We start from the raw sequence: 17,906 nt of genomic DNA on the forward strand, positions 1-17,906 counted from the left end.
TTTTTTCGCCGCCCGGCGATCGGCATGGAACCGACGCCCCGGGGGCGTTACTTACGGGTCATGCGCTGCCCAGCAGCCGGCGACCGCGGGGTCGTCAGGCCGGACCGGCGCCTCCACCAATCCGAACTTCTCCTAATTGCACGCAAAGGAATTCCAAAATGAGCAATTTCGCCGTAGGCGGTGCCGGTCCCCTGGGTTCTGTCAATCTGTCGTCCGTCGACATCGAGACCGCGCTGCTGGCGGTGCAGACCCAGCGCAGCCAGCTGCTGCAAAGCTCCCTGCGCACGCAACTGGAAGGCGTGGACGCCAAGAACAAGCAGATGGCCGAGATGAACAACAAGATCACCGCCGACCAGAGCGCCGCCACGAGCCTGGAAGGCCAGAACCTCAAGCTGGCCGAGCAGAAGGCGGCGGACGAGGCCGCGCTGACCGGACTGGAATCGACGGTCGGCGCCAAGTCGGCGGAGCTGGACGCGAAGATCGCCGGCATGAAAGAGCTGCAGAACCGCCTGGCGGCCAGCAAGTGTCCGGACCCGGAAGGCTTCTACGGACTGGCCTGGGGCCAGGGCGACAACGGCCCGCTGTCCTACCAGACGCTGGAACAGGTGAAGGCCCTTGGCCTGACCATCCCGACCGGCGCGGATGCGCCCCGCAACGTCGACGGCAACCACACCATGGACGCCAAGGGCAAGGTGGTGCAGCAGTGGATCAACGAGATCGGCGGCAAGATCAACGAGGCCATGGCCGAGAAGCAGCAGCTGGCCGACCAGGTGACCACGCTGAAGACGAAGATCGAGACCACCGGCAAGACCATCGACGAGAACGCGGCCAAGGTGAAGACCCTGCGCGACGGCGTGGACGCCATGAAGCGCGACATCGACGCCCTGAGCAATTCGCAGCAGATGGACATGCTGCGCCTGCAAGGCCTGAACAACAAGGCGAACGAGGCGTTCGACGTGATGACGAACTTCATCAAGAAGATGCAGGACAGCCGCTCCAGCATCATCGGCAACATGCGCTGACGCGGCTGGCCGGCCGCGTTCCGCGCCGCCGGTCCGGCAGCAACGCCCGCGAGCCGCGTGAGCCGGATGCCGCCTTCAACCCGTTCACCCATCGAGTTTCGTTTCCGCTGGAGTCAACACCATGGCCTCCATAGTCGCCAACAACAGCGCCTCTGTCGCATTGGACACCCTGCGCGGCGTCAACGCCCGCCTGGACGAAACCAGCGAGAGGGCGTCGACCGGCAAGAAGCCCAACAGCGCCGTCGACGGCGCGGCGTACTGGAACATCGGCGCCTCGCCCAGTTCCTCCGAGAAAGTCCGGTTCGCCTATGGGCAACTGGCCGAGCAGGAGCTGTCCGCACGCGTGGCCAACGTCCAGCAGGCCGTGGCCGAGCTGGAAAAGATCAGCGCGGCGTTGCAGGCGGTGCAAGGCGGCCACGCAACGTCGGGAGGGTCGGCGGGGATGCTGTTCGGCAATGGCGGAACGCCGGCGGGCGGCGGGGCCACGTCCGGCGGCGCCCTGCAAACCCAGCAACAGCACGCGCTCGAGGCGCTGCGGACCGCCAATCTTGGGCTGAACGGCGTGATGACGCTGTTGCGGTGACGAAATCGCATCGTTTCGAGGGAACCTGACGGTCCTCGGCGTTACTTACCGGATAGTCCAGGGGCAGCCAGAGAAGTCAGACGGCCCCGTCGTTACAAATACCTGCGCAGAACGCAGTCCACACAACGTTGAAAGAGAGATCAAGCCATGAGCACTAGCGGTGTCAACGCCAACATGTTGGTTTCGAACGTCGATATCTCGAGCATGGACATCGAGACGGCCCTGCTTGCCGTGCAGGGCGAGCGTACCCGATTGCTTGACGCCCAGCTTGCGGACCAGATCAAGGCAGTCCAGGCGCGCAACGATCAGATCGCCAAGCTGAACAACGTGCTGACCGCGCTGAACGCGGCGTCGGCGGCCTTCGGATCCGATGCCAAGGCGGGCGACACCATCGACGACTGGGGCCCCGGAAAGATCAACAGCATCGAGATTCCCCTGAACGACGCCATCCGCTCGGCCGGCCTGTCGGACATCGGTTTCGAAAGCCGCACCGGCCAGCGCACGCCCGACACGCTCAATGGCGAAACCAAGGACGGCAAGGAAGGCAAGCTCATCACGGGCAAGGCGGTTTTCTCCGGCGGCACCACCAAGGGCGAGATCGAAACGGCCATCACCAACATCAAGGGCCTGATCGACAACCAGAGCAATTCGCAGCAGATGGACATGCTGCGCCTGCAAAGCATGTCGAACAAGCGCAACGAGGCCTTCGACGTGATGACCAACTTCATCAAGAAGATGCAGGACAGCCGCTCCAGCATCATCGGCAACATGCGCTGAGCGGGCCCGCCGGTCCCCTTCGGTTTTCATCTCACTCCCAGACATCCAGGAAAATCATGTCGCAGAAGACCCCCGAACAGATCATCAGCGAAGCCCAGGCACTGGTGGCCGAGGCCGAGCGCACGCTGAACGCCAGCACCGAGTTCTTCCGCTCGCAGGGCCTCGATCCGGAAAAGGCGCGCGCGGTGCTGGCCAGCCAGATCGGCGCCAAAGAGACCGCCGAAGCCGAAGCGCTGTTTCGCAAGGACCTGGAAGACATCGACCGCGAGGTGGCTGAGGAACTGGCGCGCGCCAGCTTCGCCAACGCGGCGCGCGCCGGCAGCGGCGTACGCCGTGCGCGTCCGATGGTTTGACGCCTTCCTTCTTTCCGCAACCCGATCGCACAAGGCCAACGACATGAGCGCACACCAAGATACCGATGCCGACCTGACTCCTGAAGACGCGGCCAAGATGGTCCAGGATCTCGGCGCCCTGTGGCGCAACGGCGGTACTTTGGGCCAGGCCATGAACATTTCCGAAGAGGAATGCGAAGCCCTGTACGCGTATGGTCATGCCCTGTACCAGCAGGGCAAGTACGCCGACGCCATGAAGATGTTCGCGCAAGCGACGGCGTACAACCACATGGAGTCGCGCTACCAGATGGCGTTCGGCGGCGCGGCCCAGATGCTGGGCCGCTACGAGGACGCGCTGCGGCAGTACGCGATCGTCACGGTGATGAGCCTGGACGATCCGGCGCCCGTCTATCACAGCGCGGAGTGCCTGCTGGCGTTGGGCCGCGTACCCGAAGCCGCCGAGTCGCTGGCCATGGCCGTCGACCTGTGCCGGCGCCCCGAGCACGCCGCCGTCAAGGCGCGCGCCTCGGCCATGCTGCAGGCCGTCCGGGCCAGGATGCAATAAACAAAAGAACCCAGAGCGACGGCATCGCGGCGCGGCCGCGGCCGGTCTACAGGAGCGATCATGACGATTACGTTCAACCCCAATGGCGCCGGCGGCGTGGGCAGCCTGCCCCCGACCGGCGATGTCGGCGACGTCCAGAACCTGAATGGCGTGAAGGGCCCGCAGGCCTACCAGCAGATCGACGCCAGCGGCGAGTGGATCAAGAACGATCCCGAAGCCGGCCGTCTGCGCGGCCTGCCGCCGCCCCCGCCCGATACCGCCAACGTTCGCAGCTCTGCCTCCATGGCGCTGTCGCAGCTGAACGAGCAGGCGATCAGCACCGACATCTATGCGGTGATGGCGCTGTTCCAGAAATGCGCCCAAGAGCAGCGCGATGCCGCCCGCCAGGTGCGCGACGCCAGCCTGGCGGCGCAGGTGCAGACGCTCAAGAACGCCGCGCAGGAGATCCGCAATGCGGCCCAGGAGCGCATGGTCGGGGCCATCGTGCAGGCCTCTTTCCAGATCGCCGGCGGCCTGATGCAGATGGGCGCGGGCGTGGCGTCCGGGATCCAGGGCATGAAAGCGGCCAACATGCAGATGAAGGGAGCCGAGGCGGGCAAGGTCTCAGCCATGCTGAAGGATGCCTCGACGGAAGACGGCGTTTCCACCCGCCAGCAGGGCGTGCTGCTCAATGAAGCCGACAAGTTCGCGGCCGACGCGAAGATGTTCGAGGCCAAGGCGGCCGCGCCGAGCAACCGGTCGCAGGTCCTCAATGCCGCCGGCATGGCGTCGGGCCAGATCATGGGCGGCATCGGCAGCATCGTCAACGCCACGCAGGAACGCAAGGCCGCCGAGCACGACGCCAAGCGCTCCGAGCTCGAAGCCCAGGCCAAGGTGCAAGAGGCGGGCTACCAGCAAGCCAACGAATTGATGCAGCAGATGATGGACGTGATCCGCGACATCCGCGACAAGCTGAGCTCCATCGACCAGTCGCGCATGGAAACCAACCGCGGTATCGCACGCAACATCTGACGCCGCGCGGACGCCACAGGAAGACACCATGACCACCATTCAACCGAATAGCCCGTACGGCGCCGCCCTGCCGCTGCCGGATTCCGCCCTGCAGCCAAATGCCACCCCGCCGGGCGCGCAGATCGAAGGCCTGAAGCTGCTGGCCGAACTGCAGAACATGGTCGCCCAGCTCGAGGGCGGCAAAGGGGCGCCTGGCGTCAGCGCGCCGACCAATGAGCGCGGCGCGCCGGCCATCGCAGAGCCCTCCAAGTCGTTCAACGCCAGCGACATGGTCGACCTGCTGCGCAGCCTGCGCGGCAAGAGCCAGGACGCCCAGCTGAAGGCCGCGGCCACCGGCGTCGAGTCGGCCCGCATCGCCGCCGAGAAGAACAACGAGAACCAGATGGAGAAGGTCAAGGAGTGGATTGAAAAGTGCAAGGAGGCCGATAAAGGCGGCCTGCTCGGCAAGATCTTCGGCTGGATCGGCAAGATCTTCGCCGCCCTGGCGGCGCTGGCGGCCGTCGCGGTCGCGGCCGTGGCCACGGTGGCCACCGGGGGCGCCGCGGCGCCGTTCCTGGCCATGGCCGTCATCGGCGCCATCGGCGCGACGATGGCGTTGGCCGACCAGATATCGCAGGAGTTCGGCGGACCCGAGATCAGCATCGGCAACCTCATCCAGACCGTGGTCGGCAAGTTCCTCGAGGCGTGCGGCGTGCCGCCCGAAACCGCCGAGCGCATCGGCCGCGTCATGGGCGGCGTGATGGCCATCGCCATGCCGGTGATGCTGCTGGTCGAGCCGCAGCTGCTGGGCGGCATGGCGCAGAACATCGCGCTGCTGGCCGGCGCGGACGAGCAGACGGCCGGGTACATCGGCATGGCGGTCGGCCTGGCCGCGGCCATCACCGCGGGCATCGCCATGGCGGTGATCAGCGGCGGCAGCAGCGTCGGCACGTCGGCCACCAAGATCGCCAGCGCGCTGGTCGGCGCGAGCGCCCAGATCGTGCAGGGCGCCACCTCGGTCGCCACGGGCGGCATCGGCATCGCCACGGCCATCGACAAGCGCGATGCCGAAAATGCGATCGCCGAGAAAAAAGAGCTCGAGGCCGCCATGGTCAAGCTGCAGAAGCAGATGGAAGAGGGCCGCGAGGAACTCAAGAAGGTGATCCAGCAGATCGAGGAAGGCCTGCAGATGGTGACCAAGATGCTGGCTGGCGCCGCCGACAGCATGAGCCAGGTCACTTCGAACATCGGAAAGCGCGCGGCGGTATAAGGCCGGCGCCCACAGGAGATTCACATGTCCCAGACCGCTACCGCCGTGCGCAGCGAATTCGGCGAACAGCTCTACCAGGGCCTGGAGGCGCTGCCCTCCAGCCGGCGCTTCACCGCCGAACAGCTCGAGGTGATCTACGCGCTGGCCTACGCCCAGGTCACGCAGGGCAAGTACGCCGAAGCGCTGCCCATGTTCTCGATCCTGGCCGTGTACGGCCCGACCCGCAAGCACTACATGATGGGCCTGGCCCTGTGCCTGCAGATGTGCGCGCGCTACGAAGAAGCCATCCGCATCTACTCGGCGGTGGGCACGCTGTTCCCCGAAGGCCCCGAGGCCTCGCTGGGCGTGGCCGAGTGCCTGCTGGCCTTGGGCCTGACGGCCGAGGCGGCCGAAGAGCTGGAGATGGTCCAGCGCTACATCGCCGAATCGGGGCAGTACCCCGAGGCGCGGGCGCGGGCGCAGGCGCTGTCCGACCTGGCACGCCGCGAGGCCGTCGTCTGATGGCGGCTGCGCATGTTCGATAGCGCCCTGCGGGCTCCGGCCCGGGCGCAACAGGCCGTCTCTGCCGAGACGGCTTTTGTGCTTGATGCGGACGAGGCGCGCTTTCTTGCCGAAGTCGGCATGCTGGCGGCCCGCCGCGGCGACGTGGCGCGGGCCGACGCCATCTTCAACGCGCTGCGCGAGCTGCGGCCCGGGCGCGCCTATCCGTACATCGGCCTGGCCCTGGCGCGCATCGCCGCGGGTCAGGCCGCCGAGGCCGCGCAGCTGCTCGAGCGCGCGGCGATCGACGACGCGGCCGAGCGGGCCCAGGCGCAGGCCTGGCGCGGCCTGGCGCTGCAACTGGCCGGCCGCGCGGCCGAAAGCCGCAAGGTGTTGCACGAAGCCGCCACGCAGCCCGACGAGGGCGGCGCGTTGGCGCGCAGTTTGTTGGGACTGGACGAGGACGCGGCTAGAATGCCCGCCGGCCTCGCATCTACCGTGAAGGAATAGGGGAAACCATGGAAATCGCCGCGCTATCCGCCGCACTGGCGGCGTCGCTTCCGGCCGCCACGCCGCCCGCCGCGCCGTCGCCGCTTGCCACCGAGCGGTTCAATGCGCTGATGAACGCACCCGAGGCCGCGGCGATGCCGGCGGCCGTGCCCGAGCTGACCGGCGTGCAGGCCGCGCTGCAATCGGCATTCGCCGTCGAAAGCGCGCCCAGCCTGCCTTCGCTGGGCGGCCAGATCCTGTCCAGCCTGCAGTCCACGGCGACCGATTTCTCGCAGCGCTGGCAGGGCATCGCGTCCGGCCTGGACCAGATGGCCACCGCGCCCAACATCGGCGACATGCTGCGCGTGCAGAGCGAGATGCTGCAGGTCTCGGTGCAGTACGAACTGGTGGGCAAGGCCGTGTCTCGCACCACGCAGAACATCGATACGCTGGTCAGGATGTCGTGATGCACGCCTTGTCGTTCCATATCCCGATGGGAACCTCCTTCCTGCCTTCGTGGCGCACGCTGCGGCTGGCGCTGGCGGCCCTGTTGATCGCGCTGCTGGCGGCCTGCGGATCGCGCGTCACGCTGTTCTCCGCCTCCACCGAAAGCGAGGCCAACGAACTGCTGTCCACGCTGCTCGATGCCGGCATCCACGCAGAGAAGGCCACGACCAAAGAGGGCGTGTCCATCTCGGTCGACGGCGCCCAGGTGGCGCGCGCCCTGGACATCCTGCGCGCCAAGGGCCTGCCGCGCGAGCGCTTCGACGGCATGGGGCAGATCTTCCGCAAGGAAGGCCTGGTGTCCTCGCCGCTCGAGGAACGCGCGCGCTACATCTATGCGCTGTCGCAGGAACTGACCAACACGCTGTCGCAGATGGACGGCGTCCTGGCGGCCCGCGTGCACGTCGTGCTGCCCGAGCGCGGCGGCGTGGGCGAAGTCACCACGCCTTCCACCGCCGCGGTGTTCATCAAGCACCAGACCGGCTACAACCTGGACACGCTGCAGCCGCAGATCCGCAAGCTGGTCACCCACGCCATTCCGGGCCTGACGGAAGACCGCGTATCCATCGCGCTGGTGTCCGCGCAGCCCTCGGCCAATGCCGGCCAGGCCGGCCCCACGCTGGCCAGCGTGCTGGGCCTGCAGGTCGACAGCGGCTCGGCCACCGCGCTGTCGGTGCTGCTGGGCTTCCTCATCCTGCTGGTCGTGCTGCTGGCGGCCGCGGTGGGCTGGCTGGTGTGGCTCAACGGGCTTCCTTTCGGCCCGCGCCAAGCGCAGCCGCGCCAGCGCCGCGAGCCCAATAGCGTCGAGGGCCAGTCGGCATGAGCCATTCCGGTGCGCTGTTCGGGGCAAGGTTGACCGAGTTCAACCTGCTGCCCAGCCGCACGCTGCATCCTACCCGGCACGCCGAGTTCGAGGCGCCGCAGCCGGCCGCCGGGCCGCTGCCCGTGTCGCTCGAGGCGGCCTGGCATCGTCAATGGTCGCGGCAGATCCTGCGGCGCCTGGGCCTGCATGACCAGCCCGTGCGCGATGCGCAACGTCCCGAACTGGCCTTGGCGCTGCTGCCCCCCGAACCGCTGGCGCGCTGCGCGCAATGGCTGGGCGTGGCCCTGTGCGGCCCGCGCCTGCGCCGCGCCATCGCGGGCGCCGACGTGCGCCGCCTGCTCGACGGCCTCGGGGCCGACGCCATGGCGTTCGCGCGCCAGTCCGCCACGACGCTGCATCCCGGCATCGCCGGCTGCGTGTCATTCAGCGCCGACGACACGGTCGCCGCCGTGGCGCGCCTGGGGCGCGCCACGCTGATGGAAGCGCTGCGCGGCGGCGGCCCCGAACTGGCCCGGCGCGCCGAATTGAAACTGCCCGCCGGCCCGACCGGCGATGCGCCGCTGCCGGCCCGCGAATCCCTCGCGCTGGCGCTGGACGTATTGAAGATCACCGAACCCACATGGCATTCCTCCTTCCCCGCGATCCACTGACACCGCGCCGCCTGGCGGCCAGCGTCGATCCCGCCGCCCGCATCGTGCGCGCGCAGGAGCACGCCGTCCTGACCGAGGCGCAGGCGCTGCTGGACAACGCCCACGCGCAGGCCGCGGCCATCCTGGCCGGCGCGCAAGAGGCCTTCGAGGCCGAACGCCAGCGCGGCTATGCCGACGGCAAGGAACAGGCGCTGCTGGACCAGGCCGAGAAGATGATCGAGACGGTCAGCCGCACGGTGGAGTACTTCGCCGGCGTCGAGAACGAGATGGTCGACCTGGTGATGCTCGCGGTGCGCAAGGTGGTCGACGGTTTCGACGACCGCGAGAAAGTGATGATCGTGGTGCGCAACGCGCTGGCCGTGGTGCGCAACCAGAAGCAGATGACGCTGCGCCTGCACCCCCAGGATGTGGACGCGGTGCGCGAGCGCATCAACGACCTGCTGGCCGCCTATCCCGGCGTGGGCTACCTGGATATCCTGGGCGACGGCCGCCTGGTGCGCGGCGCCTGCATCCTCGAGAGCGAGATCGGCATGGTCGAGGCGAGCCTGGAAGGCCAGCTCGAGGCCCTGCGCGGCGCGTTCCAGCGCACGCTGGGCAGCCGGGTGTAGGCGGAGGCGCGAACAGGCCATGCGGCAATTCGACTACATCACCGAAATGATGGAAATGGCGTTGCAGGACACGTCGACCTTGCGCATCAAGGGGCGTGTCACGCAAGTCGTGGGCACCATCATCAAGGCGGTGGTGCCCACCGTGAAGGTGGGCGAGGTCTGCATCCTGCGCAATCCCGGCGAGGACTTCGAGATGAAGGGCGAGGTCGTGGGCTTCGCGCGCGACGCGGCCCTGCTCACCCCCATCGGCGACATGTACGGCATCTCGTCGGCCACCGAAGTCATCCCCACGGGCCGCGCCCACATGGTGCCGGTGGGCAACGGCCTGCTGGGCCGCGTGCTGGACGGCCTGGGCCGCCCGCTGGACGAGGCCGAGCTGGGGCCGCTGGAGGCCAACAAGTTCTACCCCGTGTTCGCCGAGGCGCCGGACCCGCTGACGCGCCGCATCATCAAAGACCCGCTCGAACTGGGCGTGCGCGCGCTGGACGGCGTGCTGACCTGCGGCGAGGGCCAGCGCATGGGCATCTTCGCGGCCGCCGGCGGCGGCAAGTCCACTCTGATGGGCATGCTGGTGAAGGGCGCCGCCGTCGACGTCACCGTGGTGGCGCTGATCGGCGAACGCGGCCGCGAGGTGCGCGAGTTCCTGGAGCACGAGCTCGGTCCCGAGGGGCGCCGCAAGAGCGTGATCGTGTGCGCCACCAGCGACAAGTCCTCGATGGAGCGCGCCAAGGCCGCCTACGTGGCCACCGCCATCGCCGAATACTTCCGCGACCAAGGCAAGCGCGTCCTGTTCCTGATGGATTCGGTCACCCGTTTCGCCCGCGCGCAGCGCGAGATCGGCCTGGCCGCCGGCGAGCCGCCCACGCGGCGCGGCTACCCGCCGTCGGTGTTCGCCACGCTGCCCAAGCTGATGGAGCGGGTCGGCATGAACCAGCACGGCTCCATCACGGCGCTGTACACCGTGCTGGTCGAGGGCGACGACATGACGGAACCCATCGCCGACGAGACCCGCTCGATCCTGGACGGCCACATCGTGCTGTCGCGCCGCCTGGGCGCAGCCAATCACTATCCCGCCATCGACGTGCTGGCCTCGGCCAGCCGCGTGATGAACGCGGTGATCACGCCCGAGCACAAGAAGCTGGCGGGGCGCATCCGTGAACTGATGGCCAAGTACCAGGAAGTCGAGCTGCTGGTGAAGATCGGCGAATACAAGCGCGGCGGCGACGCCGTCACCGACGAGGCCATCGACAAGATCGAGGCCATCAACACCTTCCTGAAACAGCGCACCGACGAGCGCACGACCCTGCCGCAGGCGCTCGAGCGCATGGCGGCCATCGTGGGAGTGCGCTGATGTCCGTATTCAAGGAGCTGCTGGCGATCAAGCGCTTCCGAGAGGGACAGGCCGAACTGGCCGTCTCGCGGCAGCGCCAGCTGCATGCCGATGCCGAAGCCGCGCGCGAGCGCGCCGAGCAGTCGCTGCGGCAATACCGCCAGTGGGCGCAGCAGCGCGAGACAGACATGTACCAGGACCTGTGCAGCCGCACGGTGCGGGTACGCGAGATCGAGGACGTGCTGCTGGGCGTGTCCGACCTGCGCCAGGGAGAGCAGCGCGAGGCGGACCAGGTGGACCAGGCCCGCAAGCAGCTCGAGCGCGAGGCCGAGGCCCTGGTCGCGCGCCGCAAGGACCATCGCGATGCGAGCAAGATGACCGAGAAGTTCGTCGAGCTGGCCCAGCTGCACCTGGACGCGCACCTGAAAGAGCTGGAGCGCAAGGAAGACCTCGAGATGGAAGAGGCCGCCTCGGTGGCGCGCGACCGCGACGACTGGGAACAGCACGAGGAGTACGAGCCGGCATGAGCATCGACCGCCGCATCGACCTGAACACCTCGCTGGCGCGCAATCTGCCCGACGAGCTGTCGCAGGAACTCGCGCAATCGGGCTCGGGACAGCGCCGCCAGGCCGCGGAGAGCGACCGCCAGGCCTTCGAGCGGGCGCTGGCCCAGCCCGGCGCGCAGGACGCCGACGAGCCAGGCAAGCAGGACGCCCAGCAGGCGGCCGACGCCATCCCACGCCCGTTCGGGCTGTTCGGCGCGGCGGGCTTGAACGCTTCCGGCACCGCTGCGGCCGCTTCGGCCTCCGGCACGCCCTCCGGCCTGGGCCAGGACCTGGCCGAAGCCGCCGACCGCCTGATGGTCGCCGACGGCAGCGACGGCCGGCGCGAAGTCCGCGTCGAACTGAAGGACGACGTCCTGCCCGGCGTGACCGTGGGCGTGTACGAAGAGGGCGGCCGCGTGGTCGCCGCCTTCGCGTGCGCCAGCGAGGCCTCGCGCGAGAAGCTGTGCGCCGGCGCCGCGTCGCTGGCCGCCGAACTGGCGCAGTCGCTGGGCCGGCCCAGCCTGGTGCGCGTGACCACCGACGACCCCGAAGATCCCTGCCTGTTCGAGGCGGCGGCCGACGCCGCGCCCTGAGGATTGCCACACAGATGGACCCCATGATCCCCGTTTCGGCCCCGCCCGTGGCCTTGCCTCGCCTGACCGCCAACGAGGCGCGGGCGTTGACGCTGATCGCCCGCCATGGCGCCGACTTCACGGTGGAGCTGCCGCCGGCCGAAGGCGCGGGCGCCGACGCCGTACCGTCCACATGGCGCGTCGGCTTCACCGCCGGTGCCGTGGAGGCGCTGCGCCAGTCCGCCGATTGGCAGGCCGGGCTCGAATGGGCCGGCGCCACGCTGCGCCTGGCGCTGCCGCGCAACGCTCCGGATGCCTGGCTGGCCGCGCGCCTGCCCGGCTTCGCGCCCGGTCCGCTGCCCGATCCGCTGCGCGCCGCCGCCCTGGAAACCCTGCTGCAGGAGATCGTCGCGGCCCTGACGCGCGTCTCGCCCGGCGGCCCGGTCCACGTGCGTGCGCTGGAGGACGGCGAGTCCGTCCGCCTGCCGCACGTCTGGACCCTGACCCTGCGTTCCGCCGCCAGCGGCGAGGTCTGCTATGCCGTGCTCGAGGCCGACGGCCTGGGCCTGATGCTGCTGGCGGGCCTGATCGGCAAGGCGACCCCCTCGGGCAATGACGTGGCCACGGACGCGCTGCCGGTGACGCTGCGCGCCACGCTGGGCGCCGCCGTGCTGACCGCCGCCGAACTGCGCACCCTGCGTCCGCGCGACGTGGTGCTGCTGGACGAGTACCTGGTCAGCCCGCAGGGCGAGCTGTGGCTCGCCATCCCCCAGGGCCAGGCGCTGCGCGTGCGCGCCGAACAATCTACCTACATCGTCACCCAAGGCTGGACCTCGCTCATGACCCAGACTCCCACCCCCGCCGGCGAAGGCCAGGCCGCTGCCGAACCGCTCGATCTCGACGCCATCCCCGTGCGTCTCACCTTCGACCTGGGCGAACGCAGCCTGACGCTGGCCGAACTGCGCCGCCTGCAGCCTGGCGAAACCTTCGACCTGCAGCGGCCCCTGGCCGACGGCCCGGTCATGATCCGCGCCAACGGCGCGCTGCTGGGCACCGGCGCGTTGGTCGAGGTCGATGGCCGCGTCGGCGTCACCATCGCGACGCTGGGCAAGGAGCAGGCATGACCCGGGCACTCGGGAACCTCGGGGCGCTGCGATGAGCGGCTTCGATCCCATCAGCCTCGCCGTCGTCCTGGCGCTGCTGGCGCTGGTGCCGCTGGCTGCGGTGATGACGACTTCATTCCTGAAGATCGCCATCGTGCTGTCCCTGGTGCGCAATGCCATCGGCGTGCAGCAGGTGCCGCCCAACATCGCGCTGTATGGGTTGGCGCTGATCCTGTCGGTCTACGTGATGGGGCCCGTGGTGATGCAGGTGGGCGGCGAACTGAAGGCCGTGGCCCAGCAGGCGCCCGCCCAGACGATGCCCGGCGTGCCGCCTCCCGATCGCATGAACAGCATCATGGAAGCCGTCACGCGCGGCGCCGAGCCGCTGCGCGAATTCATGCAGCGCAACAGTCGTCCCGAGCAGCGCGACTTCTTCGTGCGTACGGCCCGCCATCTGTGGGGCGAAGAGCAGGCGCGCGAGCTGAAAGACGACAACCTGCTGGTGCTGATACCGGCCTTCCTGGTGTCGGAGCTGTCCGCGGCGTTCCAGATTGGCTTCCTGCTGTACCTGCCCTTCGTGGTGATCGACCTGATCGTGTCCAACATCCTGCTCGCCATGGGCATGATGATGGTCTCCCCGGTCACCATCTCGCTGCCGCTGAAGCTGTTCCTGTTCGTCATGGTGGATGGCTGGACGAGGCTGATACAGGGCCTGGTGCTGTCCTACACATAGAGAACGCCATGCAGACCGTCGACATCGTTTCGTACATGACCCAGGCGCTGTACCTGGTGCTGTGGCTGTCGCTGCCGCCCATCGCGGTGGCCTCGATCGTGGGCACGCTGTTCTCGCTGTTCCAGGCCCTGACGCAGATCCAGGAGCAGACGCTGTCCTTCGCCGTGAAGCTGATCGCCGTGTTCGCCACGCTGCTGCTCTCGGCGCGCTGGATCAGCGGCGAACTCTACAACTACACCATCTCGGTCTTCGACCTCTTTTACAAAATCCACTAGGCCGCGCGCGGAACGAAATGACCTCGGGCGTTACCTACGCGGAAGCGAACACTTTCCTGGCCACGCTGGCGCTGACGCAGCCGCGCATCCTGGCGCTGTGCGCCATGCTGCCGCTGTTCAACCGCCAGCTGTTGCCCGGGCTGCTGCGCTATGCCGTGGGCGCCGCCATGGGCCTCATCCTCGTGCCCGCGCTGGCGCCCGGCTATGCCGCCGCCGATTTCACCTGGATCGACATCATCCTGCTGGTGGTCAAGGAAGTGTTCGTGGGACTGGTGCTGGGCTTCCTGGTGGCGATCCCGTTCTGGATCTTCGAGGCCGTGGGCTTCGTCATCGACAACCAGCGCGGGGCGAGCCTGGGGGCCGTGATCAACCCCGGAACGGGCAATGACTCGTCGCCGCTGGGGATCCTGTTCAACCAGGCGTTCATGGTGTTCTTCTTGGTCGGAGGGGGCTTCGCCCTGATGCTGACGATGCTGTACGACAGCTTCCGCCTGTGGGATCTGTGGCACTGGACGCCCGCGCTGCAGCGCGAGAGCATCCCGCTGATGCTCGACCAGCTCAGCCGCATGGCGCGCATGGTGTTCCTGTTCGCCGCCCCGGCCATCGTCGCCATGTTCCTGGCCGAACTGGGCCTGGCGCTGGTCAGCCGCTTCGCGCCGCAGCTGCAGGTGTTCTTCCTCGCCATGCCCATCAAGAGCGCGCTGGCCTTCCTGGTGCTGGTGCTCTACATGAGCCCGCTGTTCGACTACGCAGGCGAAGCCACGCGCGGCATCTCCGGCATCCTGCCGTTCCTCGACAACCAGTGGCGGGCGCCATGAGCGGCGAAAAGACCGAACAGCCAAGTCACAAGAAACTGCGCGACGCGCGCCAGAAGGGCGACGTCGCGCACAGCAAGGACTTCACCCAGACGCTCCTGGTGCTGGCCCTGTTCGGCTACATGCTGGGCAACGCCAAGAACATCATCGAGTCGCTGGGCCGGCTGATGCTGGTGCCCGCCACGCTGACCGGCATGCCCTTCGAGACCGCGCTGAAGACCGCGCTGGACGCGTCGCTGCGCGAGGGCATTTCGCTGGTGCTGCCCTTCGTGCTGATCGTGCTGCTGGTCGGCATGTTCTCCGAGTTCCTGCAGGTGGGCATCGTGCTGGCCTTCGAGAAGCTCAAGCCCTCGGGCCAGAAGCTCAACGTGATGAGCAACCTGAAGAACATGTTCTCGAAGAAGAACCTGGTCGAGCTGCTGAAGTCCGTCATCAAGATCGTCTTCCTCTCGGCGCTCGTCGTCATCGTCGTGCGCGATGCGCTGCCCGAGCTGATGTCGGTGCCGCACAGCGGCCTGGCCGGCCTGCAGACCGGCGTGGGCGGCATGCTGCGCACGCTGATCGTCAACGTGGCCGTCGCCTACGTCATCATCTCGCTGGCCGACTTCGTGTGGCAGCGCATGCAGTACCGCAAGAACCTGATGATGAGCAAGGAAGAGGTCAAGCAGGAATACAAGGAAAGCGAAGGCGATCCGCACATCAAGCACAAGCGCAAGCATCTGCACCAGGAAATGGTGATGAACGGCGCCGTCAACAGCGCACGCAAGGCCTCGGTGGTGGTCACCAACCCGACCCACCTGGCCATCGCGCTGTACTACGAACCCGACGAGACTCCGCTGCCGGTGGTGCTGGCCAAGGGCGAAGGCTACCTGGCCGAAGAGATGATGAAGGCGGCGCGCGAGGCGGGCGTGCCCGTCATGCAGAACATCCCGCTGGCGCGGGCGCTGTGGGCCGATGCCCAGCCCGACCAGTACATCCCCAGCGAACTGATCGAACCGGTGGCCGAGGTGCTGCGCCTGGTGCGCAAACTGGCCGCCTCCGAGGAATGACCCCATGTCAGCCACGACACATCCCCTGATCGAGCGCTATCTGGCGCGCCACGCCATTCCCGAGGCGCTGCGGCGCGACGGCCGTGCGACCCTGGTCATCGACGACAAGTACCGGCTGCACCTGCAAGGTGCGCGCAATGGCTGGCTGGCGCTGACCGCGCGGTTGTGTGGCCTGCCGCCGGCGGGCCTGGCCCGCGAGGATTTCGTGGCGGGACTGGGCAGGCAGGCGGCCGGCATGCTCAGCGGCCACGCCTCGTCCTGCGTGATCGACCCGGCCGAAGAGGCCCTGTGGCTGCAGCAGATGGTGCGGCCCGACAGCAGCGACGTCGAGGTGGACGAGGCAGTGGGGCAGTTCGCCAATGCGCTGTCGTTCTGGACCGGCGCGGTCAGAAGAGCGGCCTGAGCGCAGCTGCCGCACCCGAATGCATCGAGGAGAAACTCAGTTGAAGCGGATCATCCTGGCGGGCGTCATGTCCCTGGCCATGCTGGGCACGGCAAGCGCCGCGCCCACGTGGCCGAACGCCCCCTACAGTTACTACGCCAAGAACGAAAGCCTGCAGAGCGTGCTGCGCGAGTTCGCCGGCGGCTTCAGCCTGTCATTGCAGATGGGGCCCGAGATCACCGGCGTGGTCAACGGCAATTTCAACGCCAACACCCCCACCGAGTTCATGGACCGGCTGGGCGGCGTGTACGGATTCAACTGGTTCGTCTATTCGGGCACGCTGTTCGTCAGCCGCACCAACGACATGGCCACGCGTTCGATCAGCGCCATGGGCAGCTCGATCAGCGCGCTGCGCGATGCGCTGCTGCAGCTGGGCGTGCTGGATCCGCGCTTCGGCTGGGGCGAGCTGCCCGACCAGGGCATTGCACTGGTGTCCGGTCCGCCGGCCTATGTGGCGCTGGTCGAGCGTACCGTGGCGGCGCTGCCCCTGGGCGCGGGCGGGCAGCAGGTCGCGGTGTTCCGCCTGAAGCACGCTTCCGTCAATGACCGCACCGTCAGCTATCGCGACCAGGCGGTGGTCACGCCCGGCATGGCCACCGTGCTGCGCAACCTGATCCTCGGCAACGGGGGCGGCGCCAACAACGAGTCGCTGTCGGCCATCGCCGCGCCGCTGCGCGACAACCCGCCGGCGTTCCCGGGCGTGGCGGGCGCGCTCGAAGGCGCGGGCGGCGCCATCGCGGGCGGTCCGGCCGCCGTGGCCGGCGCGGCGGCCGGCGCGGCGGCCAGCGATGCTGTGCGTACGCGCCGCGCCGCCAGCGGCCTGCGGTTTCGCGAGCCCACCGTGCAGGCCGATCCGCGCCTGAACTCCATCATCGTGCAGGACATCCCCGACCGCATTCCCATCTATCGCCAGCTGATCGAACAGCTCGACGTGCCGAGCACGCTGATCGAGATCGAGGCCATGATCGTGGACGTGAACTCGGACCTGGTCAACGAACTGGGCGTGCAGTGGGGCGCCCGCGCGGGCACCGCCACGTTCGGCTACAGCAACTTCGACCTGCGTACTAGCGGGGGCCTGCCCATCGACGGCGGCGCCGGGCTGGCCCCGGGCACCCTGGGCCTCAGCATCGGCGACACCCTGGCGGCGCGTCTGCGCCTGCTGCAGACGCGAGGCCAGGCGAACATCCTGTCGCAGCCGTCCATCCTCACCGCCGACAACCTCGGCGCGCTCATCGACCTGTCGGATACCTTCTATATCCAGACGACGGGCGAACGCGTGGCCACCGTCACGCCCATCACCGTCGGCACCTCGCTGCGCGTGACGCCGCGCTACATCGAGGGCAGGTCGCGCCGCGAGGTGGAGCTGACCGTGGACATCGAGGACGGCCGCATCCAGGACGAGCGCCAGATCGGCGACCTGCCCACCGTACGCCGCAGCAACATCAGCACGCTGGCCGTGGTGGGCGATGGCCAGACCCTGCTGGTGGGCGGCTACAACAGCACGCAGGATTCCGAAGAGGTCAACAAGATTCCGCTGCTGGGCGACATCCCCGGCCTGGGGCTGCTGTTCTCCGACCGGTCCAAGAGCGTGCTGCGGCGCGAACGCCTGTTCCTGCTGCGTCCGCGCGTGGTTTCCATCAGCGGCGAGGTAGTTGCCATGCCGCGGGGCCAGTCCCGCGCGGGCCGCGCGATGGATGCCACCTGGGCCCAGCCTGGCGAGAAGCTGACCGCCGGCCAATACCTGGACCTGATGCAGGGCCAGCAGACCCGCGTGCGCTTCGAATCGGTGGAAGTGCCGGACCCCAATGGGCCGGTGCGCCCGTCGGGCAGCTACATCGAGTCCGTGCCGATGGGACCGGGCCAGGCCGCGCCGGTGGCGCAGCCCGGTTCGACGGTGATCCGGGTCGAGACGCCCGCCATGCCGGGCACGGGCCGCGAGCGTTGAGGCC

General features: G+C 68.4%; 23 protein-coding genes. All 23 read left to right on the plus strand.

Features of this window, described 5'->3' with window-relative positions; translation table 11 throughout:
- The first annotated feature begins 158 nt into the window (after nt 1-158).
- The 23 genes from CAL15_RS03670 to sctC all read left to right on the plus strand — a co-directional run bounded on the left by CAL15_RS03670 (nt 159) and on the right by sctC (nt 17,902).
- Entirely contained in the window at nt 159-1,022 is an 864-nt protein-coding gene (locus CAL15_RS03670) for a hypothetical protein (RefSeq protein WP_086077339.1), read from the plus strand.
- A 121-nt stretch (nt 1,023-1,143) separates the two neighbouring features.
- The gene (locus CAL15_RS03675; protein WP_086077340.1) at nt 1,144-1,605 is read left to right on the plus strand and encodes a hypothetical protein; all 462 of its coding nucleotides are present in this window, start codon (nt 1,144-1,146) and stop codon (nt 1,603-1,605) included.
- A gap of 147 nt (nt 1,606-1,752) precedes the next feature.
- Nucleotides 1,753-2,382, plus strand: a complete 630-nt coding sequence (locus CAL15_RS03680) for a hypothetical protein (RefSeq protein WP_086077341.1) — start codon at nt 1,753-1,755, stop codon at nt 2,380-2,382.
- A gap of 56 nt (nt 2,383-2,438) precedes the next feature.
- Nucleotides 2,439-2,735 (plus strand): Btc22 family type III secretion system chaperone, encoded by a 297-nt coding sequence (btc22, locus tag CAL15_RS03685; RefSeq protein ID WP_086077342.1) that lies wholly within the window; start codon nt 2,439-2,441, stop codon nt 2,733-2,735.
- Between the two features lie 43 nt (nt 2,736-2,778).
- Entirely contained in the window at nt 2,779-3,279 is a 501-nt protein-coding gene (locus CAL15_RS03690) for a SycD/LcrH family type III secretion system chaperone (RefSeq protein WP_086077343.1), read from the plus strand.
- A 60-nt stretch (nt 3,280-3,339) separates the two neighbouring features.
- Entirely contained in the window at nt 3,340-4,290 is a 951-nt protein-coding gene (gene sctB, locus CAL15_RS03695; protein ID WP_086077344.1) for a type III secretion system translocon subunit SctB, read from the plus strand.
- A gap of 28 nt (nt 4,291-4,318) precedes the next feature.
- Nucleotides 4,319-5,539 (plus strand): type III secretion system translocon subunit SctE, encoded by a 1,221-nt coding sequence (gene sctE / locus CAL15_RS03700; protein ID WP_086077345.1) that lies wholly within the window; start codon nt 4,319-4,321, stop codon nt 5,537-5,539.
- A gap of 24 nt (nt 5,540-5,563) precedes the next feature.
- A complete protein-coding gene (locus CAL15_RS03705; RefSeq protein ID WP_086077346.1) occupies nt 5,564-6,040 on the plus strand; it encodes a SycD/LcrH family type III secretion system chaperone in 477 nt (158 codons plus the stop codon).
- Between the two features lie 12 nt (nt 6,041-6,052).
- Nucleotides 6,053-6,529, plus strand: a complete 477-nt coding sequence (locus CAL15_RS03710; RefSeq protein ID WP_198299140.1) for a hypothetical protein — start codon at nt 6,053-6,055, stop codon at nt 6,527-6,529.
- 8 nt (nt 6,530-6,537) lie between these two features.
- The gene (gene sctI, locus CAL15_RS03715; RefSeq protein ID WP_086077347.1) at nt 6,538-6,975 is read left to right on the plus strand and encodes a type III secretion system inner rod subunit SctI; all 438 of its coding nucleotides are present in this window, start codon (nt 6,538-6,540) and stop codon (nt 6,973-6,975) included.
- Nucleotides 6,976-7,001: 26 nt separating this feature from the next.
- On the plus strand, nt 7,002-7,835 hold the full coding sequence (gene sctJ / locus CAL15_RS03720) for a type III secretion system inner membrane ring lipoprotein SctJ (protein ID WP_086080905.1): 834 nt from the start codon (nt 7,002-7,004) through the stop codon (nt 7,833-7,835).
- Nucleotides 7,832-8,485: a SctK family type III secretion system sorting platform protein gene (locus CAL15_RS03725; protein WP_086077348.1), complete on the plus strand. Its 654-nt coding sequence runs from the start codon at nt 7,832-7,834 to the stop codon at nt 8,483-8,485. The genes sctJ and CAL15_RS03725 overlap by 4 nt, the downstream gene beginning before the upstream one ends.
- Nucleotides 8,455-9,093, plus strand: coding sequence for an HrpE/YscL family type III secretion apparatus protein (locus CAL15_RS03730; RefSeq protein ID WP_086077349.1), 639 nt, complete (start codon nt 8,455-8,457; stop codon nt 9,091-9,093). Before CAL15_RS03725 ends, CAL15_RS03730 begins: the two co-directional genes overlap by 31 nt.
- Before the next feature lie 19 nt (nt 9,094-9,112).
- Nucleotides 9,113-10,444 (plus strand): type III secretion system ATPase SctN, encoded by a 1,332-nt coding sequence (gene sctN / locus CAL15_RS03735; RefSeq protein WP_086077350.1) that lies wholly within the window; start codon nt 9,113-9,115, stop codon nt 10,442-10,444.
- Nucleotides 10,444-10,950: a type III secretion protein gene (locus tag CAL15_RS03740; RefSeq protein ID WP_086077351.1), complete on the plus strand. Its 507-nt coding sequence runs from the start codon at nt 10,444-10,446 to the stop codon at nt 10,948-10,950. Before sctN ends, CAL15_RS03740 begins: the two co-directional genes overlap by 1 nt.
- On the plus strand, nt 10,947-11,561 hold the full coding sequence (locus CAL15_RS03745) for a hypothetical protein (RefSeq protein ID WP_086077352.1): 615 nt from the start codon (nt 10,947-10,949) through the stop codon (nt 11,559-11,561). The genes CAL15_RS03740 and CAL15_RS03745 overlap by 4 nt, the downstream gene beginning before the upstream one ends.
- A 14-nt stretch (nt 11,562-11,575) precedes the next feature.
- Nucleotides 11,576-12,664, plus strand: coding sequence for a type III secretion system cytoplasmic ring protein SctQ (gene sctQ / locus CAL15_RS03750; protein WP_086077353.1), 1,089 nt, complete (start codon nt 11,576-11,578; stop codon nt 12,662-12,664).
- 31 nt (nt 12,665-12,695) lie between these two features.
- The gene (gene sctR / locus CAL15_RS03755) at nt 12,696-13,376 is read left to right on the plus strand and encodes a type III secretion system export apparatus subunit SctR (protein WP_086077354.1); all 681 of its coding nucleotides are present in this window, start codon (nt 12,696-12,698) and stop codon (nt 13,374-13,376) included.
- Between the two features lie 8 nt (nt 13,377-13,384).
- Nucleotides 13,385-13,651, plus strand: coding sequence for a type III secretion system export apparatus subunit SctS (sctS, locus tag CAL15_RS03760; RefSeq protein WP_086077355.1), 267 nt, complete (start codon nt 13,385-13,387; stop codon nt 13,649-13,651).
- Between the two features lie 17 nt (nt 13,652-13,668).
- Entirely contained in the window at nt 13,669-14,469 is an 801-nt protein-coding gene (gene sctT, locus CAL15_RS03765) for a type III secretion system export apparatus subunit SctT (protein WP_086077356.1), read from the plus strand.
- Nucleotides 14,466-15,515 carry a type III secretion system export apparatus subunit SctU gene (gene sctU, locus CAL15_RS03770; RefSeq protein WP_198299141.1) on the plus strand — a complete coding sequence of 350 codons (1,050 nt, stop codon included), beginning with the start codon at nt 14,466-14,468 and terminating at the stop codon, nt 15,513-15,515. Before sctT ends, sctU begins: the two co-directional genes overlap by 4 nt.
- 4 nt (nt 15,516-15,519) lie before the next feature.
- On the plus strand, nt 15,520-15,918 hold the full coding sequence (locus tag CAL15_RS03775; protein WP_086077358.1) for a type III secretion system chaperone: 399 nt from the start codon (nt 15,520-15,522) through the stop codon (nt 15,916-15,918).
- A 19-nt stretch (nt 15,919-15,937) separates the two neighbouring features.
- A complete protein-coding gene (sctC, locus tag CAL15_RS03780) occupies nt 15,938-17,902 on the plus strand; it encodes a type III secretion system outer membrane ring subunit SctC (RefSeq protein ID WP_086077359.1) in 1,965 nt (654 codons plus the stop codon).
- Nucleotides 17,903-17,906: the final 4 nt, after the last annotated feature.

Origin of the sequence: Bordetella genomosp. 13 (genome assembly GCF_002119665.1) — a bacterium.
In the GTDB taxonomy this organism is placed as follows: Bacteria; Pseudomonadota; Gammaproteobacteria; order Burkholderiales; family Burkholderiaceae_B; genus Bordetella.

Coding starts and splice junctions, on each gene's coding strand:
- sctQ (WP_086077353.1), top strand. CDS start 11,576: ATGGACCCCATGATCCCCGTTTCGGCCCCGCCCGTGGCCTTGCCTCGC.
- CAL15_RS03710 (WP_198299140.1), top strand. CDS start 6,053: ATGTTCGATAGCGCCCTGCGGGCTCCGGCCCGGGCGCAACAGGCCGTC.
- sctI (WP_086077347.1), top strand. CDS start 6,538: ATGGAAATCGCCGCGCTATCCGCCGCACTGGCGGCGTCGCTTCCGGCC.
- CAL15_RS03775 (WP_086077358.1), top strand. CDS start 15,520: ATGTCAGCCACGACACATCCCCTGATCGAGCGCTATCTGGCGCGCCAC.
- CAL15_RS03745 (WP_086077352.1), top strand. CDS start 10,947: ATGAGCATCGACCGCCGCATCGACCTGAACACCTCGCTGGCGCGCAAT.
- CAL15_RS03740 (WP_086077351.1), top strand. CDS start 10,444: ATGTCCGTATTCAAGGAGCTGCTGGCGATCAAGCGCTTCCGAGAGGGA.
- CAL15_RS03725 (WP_086077348.1), top strand. CDS start 7,832: ATGAGCCATTCCGGTGCGCTGTTCGGGGCAAGGTTGACCGAGTTCAAC.
- sctE (WP_086077345.1), top strand. CDS start 4,319: ATGACCACCATTCAACCGAATAGCCCGTACGGCGCCGCCCTGCCGCTG.
- CAL15_RS03670 (WP_086077339.1), top strand. CDS start 159: ATGAGCAATTTCGCCGTAGGCGGTGCCGGTCCCCTGGGTTCTGTCAAT.
- sctU (WP_198299141.1), top strand. CDS start 14,466: ATGAGCGGCGAAAAGACCGAACAGCCAAGTCACAAGAAACTGCGCGAC.
- sctC (WP_086077359.1), top strand. CDS start 15,938: ATGCATCGAGGAGAAACTCAGTTGAAGCGGATCATCCTGGCGGGCGTC.
- sctR (WP_086077354.1), top strand. CDS start 12,696: ATGAGCGGCTTCGATCCCATCAGCCTCGCCGTCGTCCTGGCGCTGCTG.
- CAL15_RS03690 (WP_086077343.1), top strand. CDS start 2,779: ATGAGCGCACACCAAGATACCGATGCCGACCTGACTCCTGAAGACGCG.
- CAL15_RS03705 (WP_086077346.1), top strand. CDS start 5,564: ATGTCCCAGACCGCTACCGCCGTGCGCAGCGAATTCGGCGAACAGCTC.
- CAL15_RS03680 (WP_086077341.1), top strand. CDS start 1,753: ATGAGCACTAGCGGTGTCAACGCCAACATGTTGGTTTCGAACGTCGAT.
- CAL15_RS03730 (WP_086077349.1), top strand. CDS start 8,455: ATGGCATTCCTCCTTCCCCGCGATCCACTGACACCGCGCCGCCTGGCG.
- btc22 (WP_086077342.1), top strand. CDS start 2,439: ATGTCGCAGAAGACCCCCGAACAGATCATCAGCGAAGCCCAGGCACTG.
- sctT (WP_086077356.1), top strand. CDS start 13,669: ATGACCTCGGGCGTTACCTACGCGGAAGCGAACACTTTCCTGGCCACG.
- sctN (WP_086077350.1), top strand. CDS start 9,113: ATGCGGCAATTCGACTACATCACCGAAATGATGGAAATGGCGTTGCAG.
- CAL15_RS03675 (WP_086077340.1), top strand. CDS start 1,144: ATGGCCTCCATAGTCGCCAACAACAGCGCCTCTGTCGCATTGGACACC.
- sctB (WP_086077344.1), top strand. CDS start 3,340: ATGACGATTACGTTCAACCCCAATGGCGCCGGCGGCGTGGGCAGCCTG.
- sctS (WP_086077355.1), top strand. CDS start 13,385: ATGCAGACCGTCGACATCGTTTCGTACATGACCCAGGCGCTGTACCTG.
- sctJ (WP_086080905.1), top strand. CDS start 7,002: ATGGGAACCTCCTTCCTGCCTTCGTGGCGCACGCTGCGGCTGGCGCTG.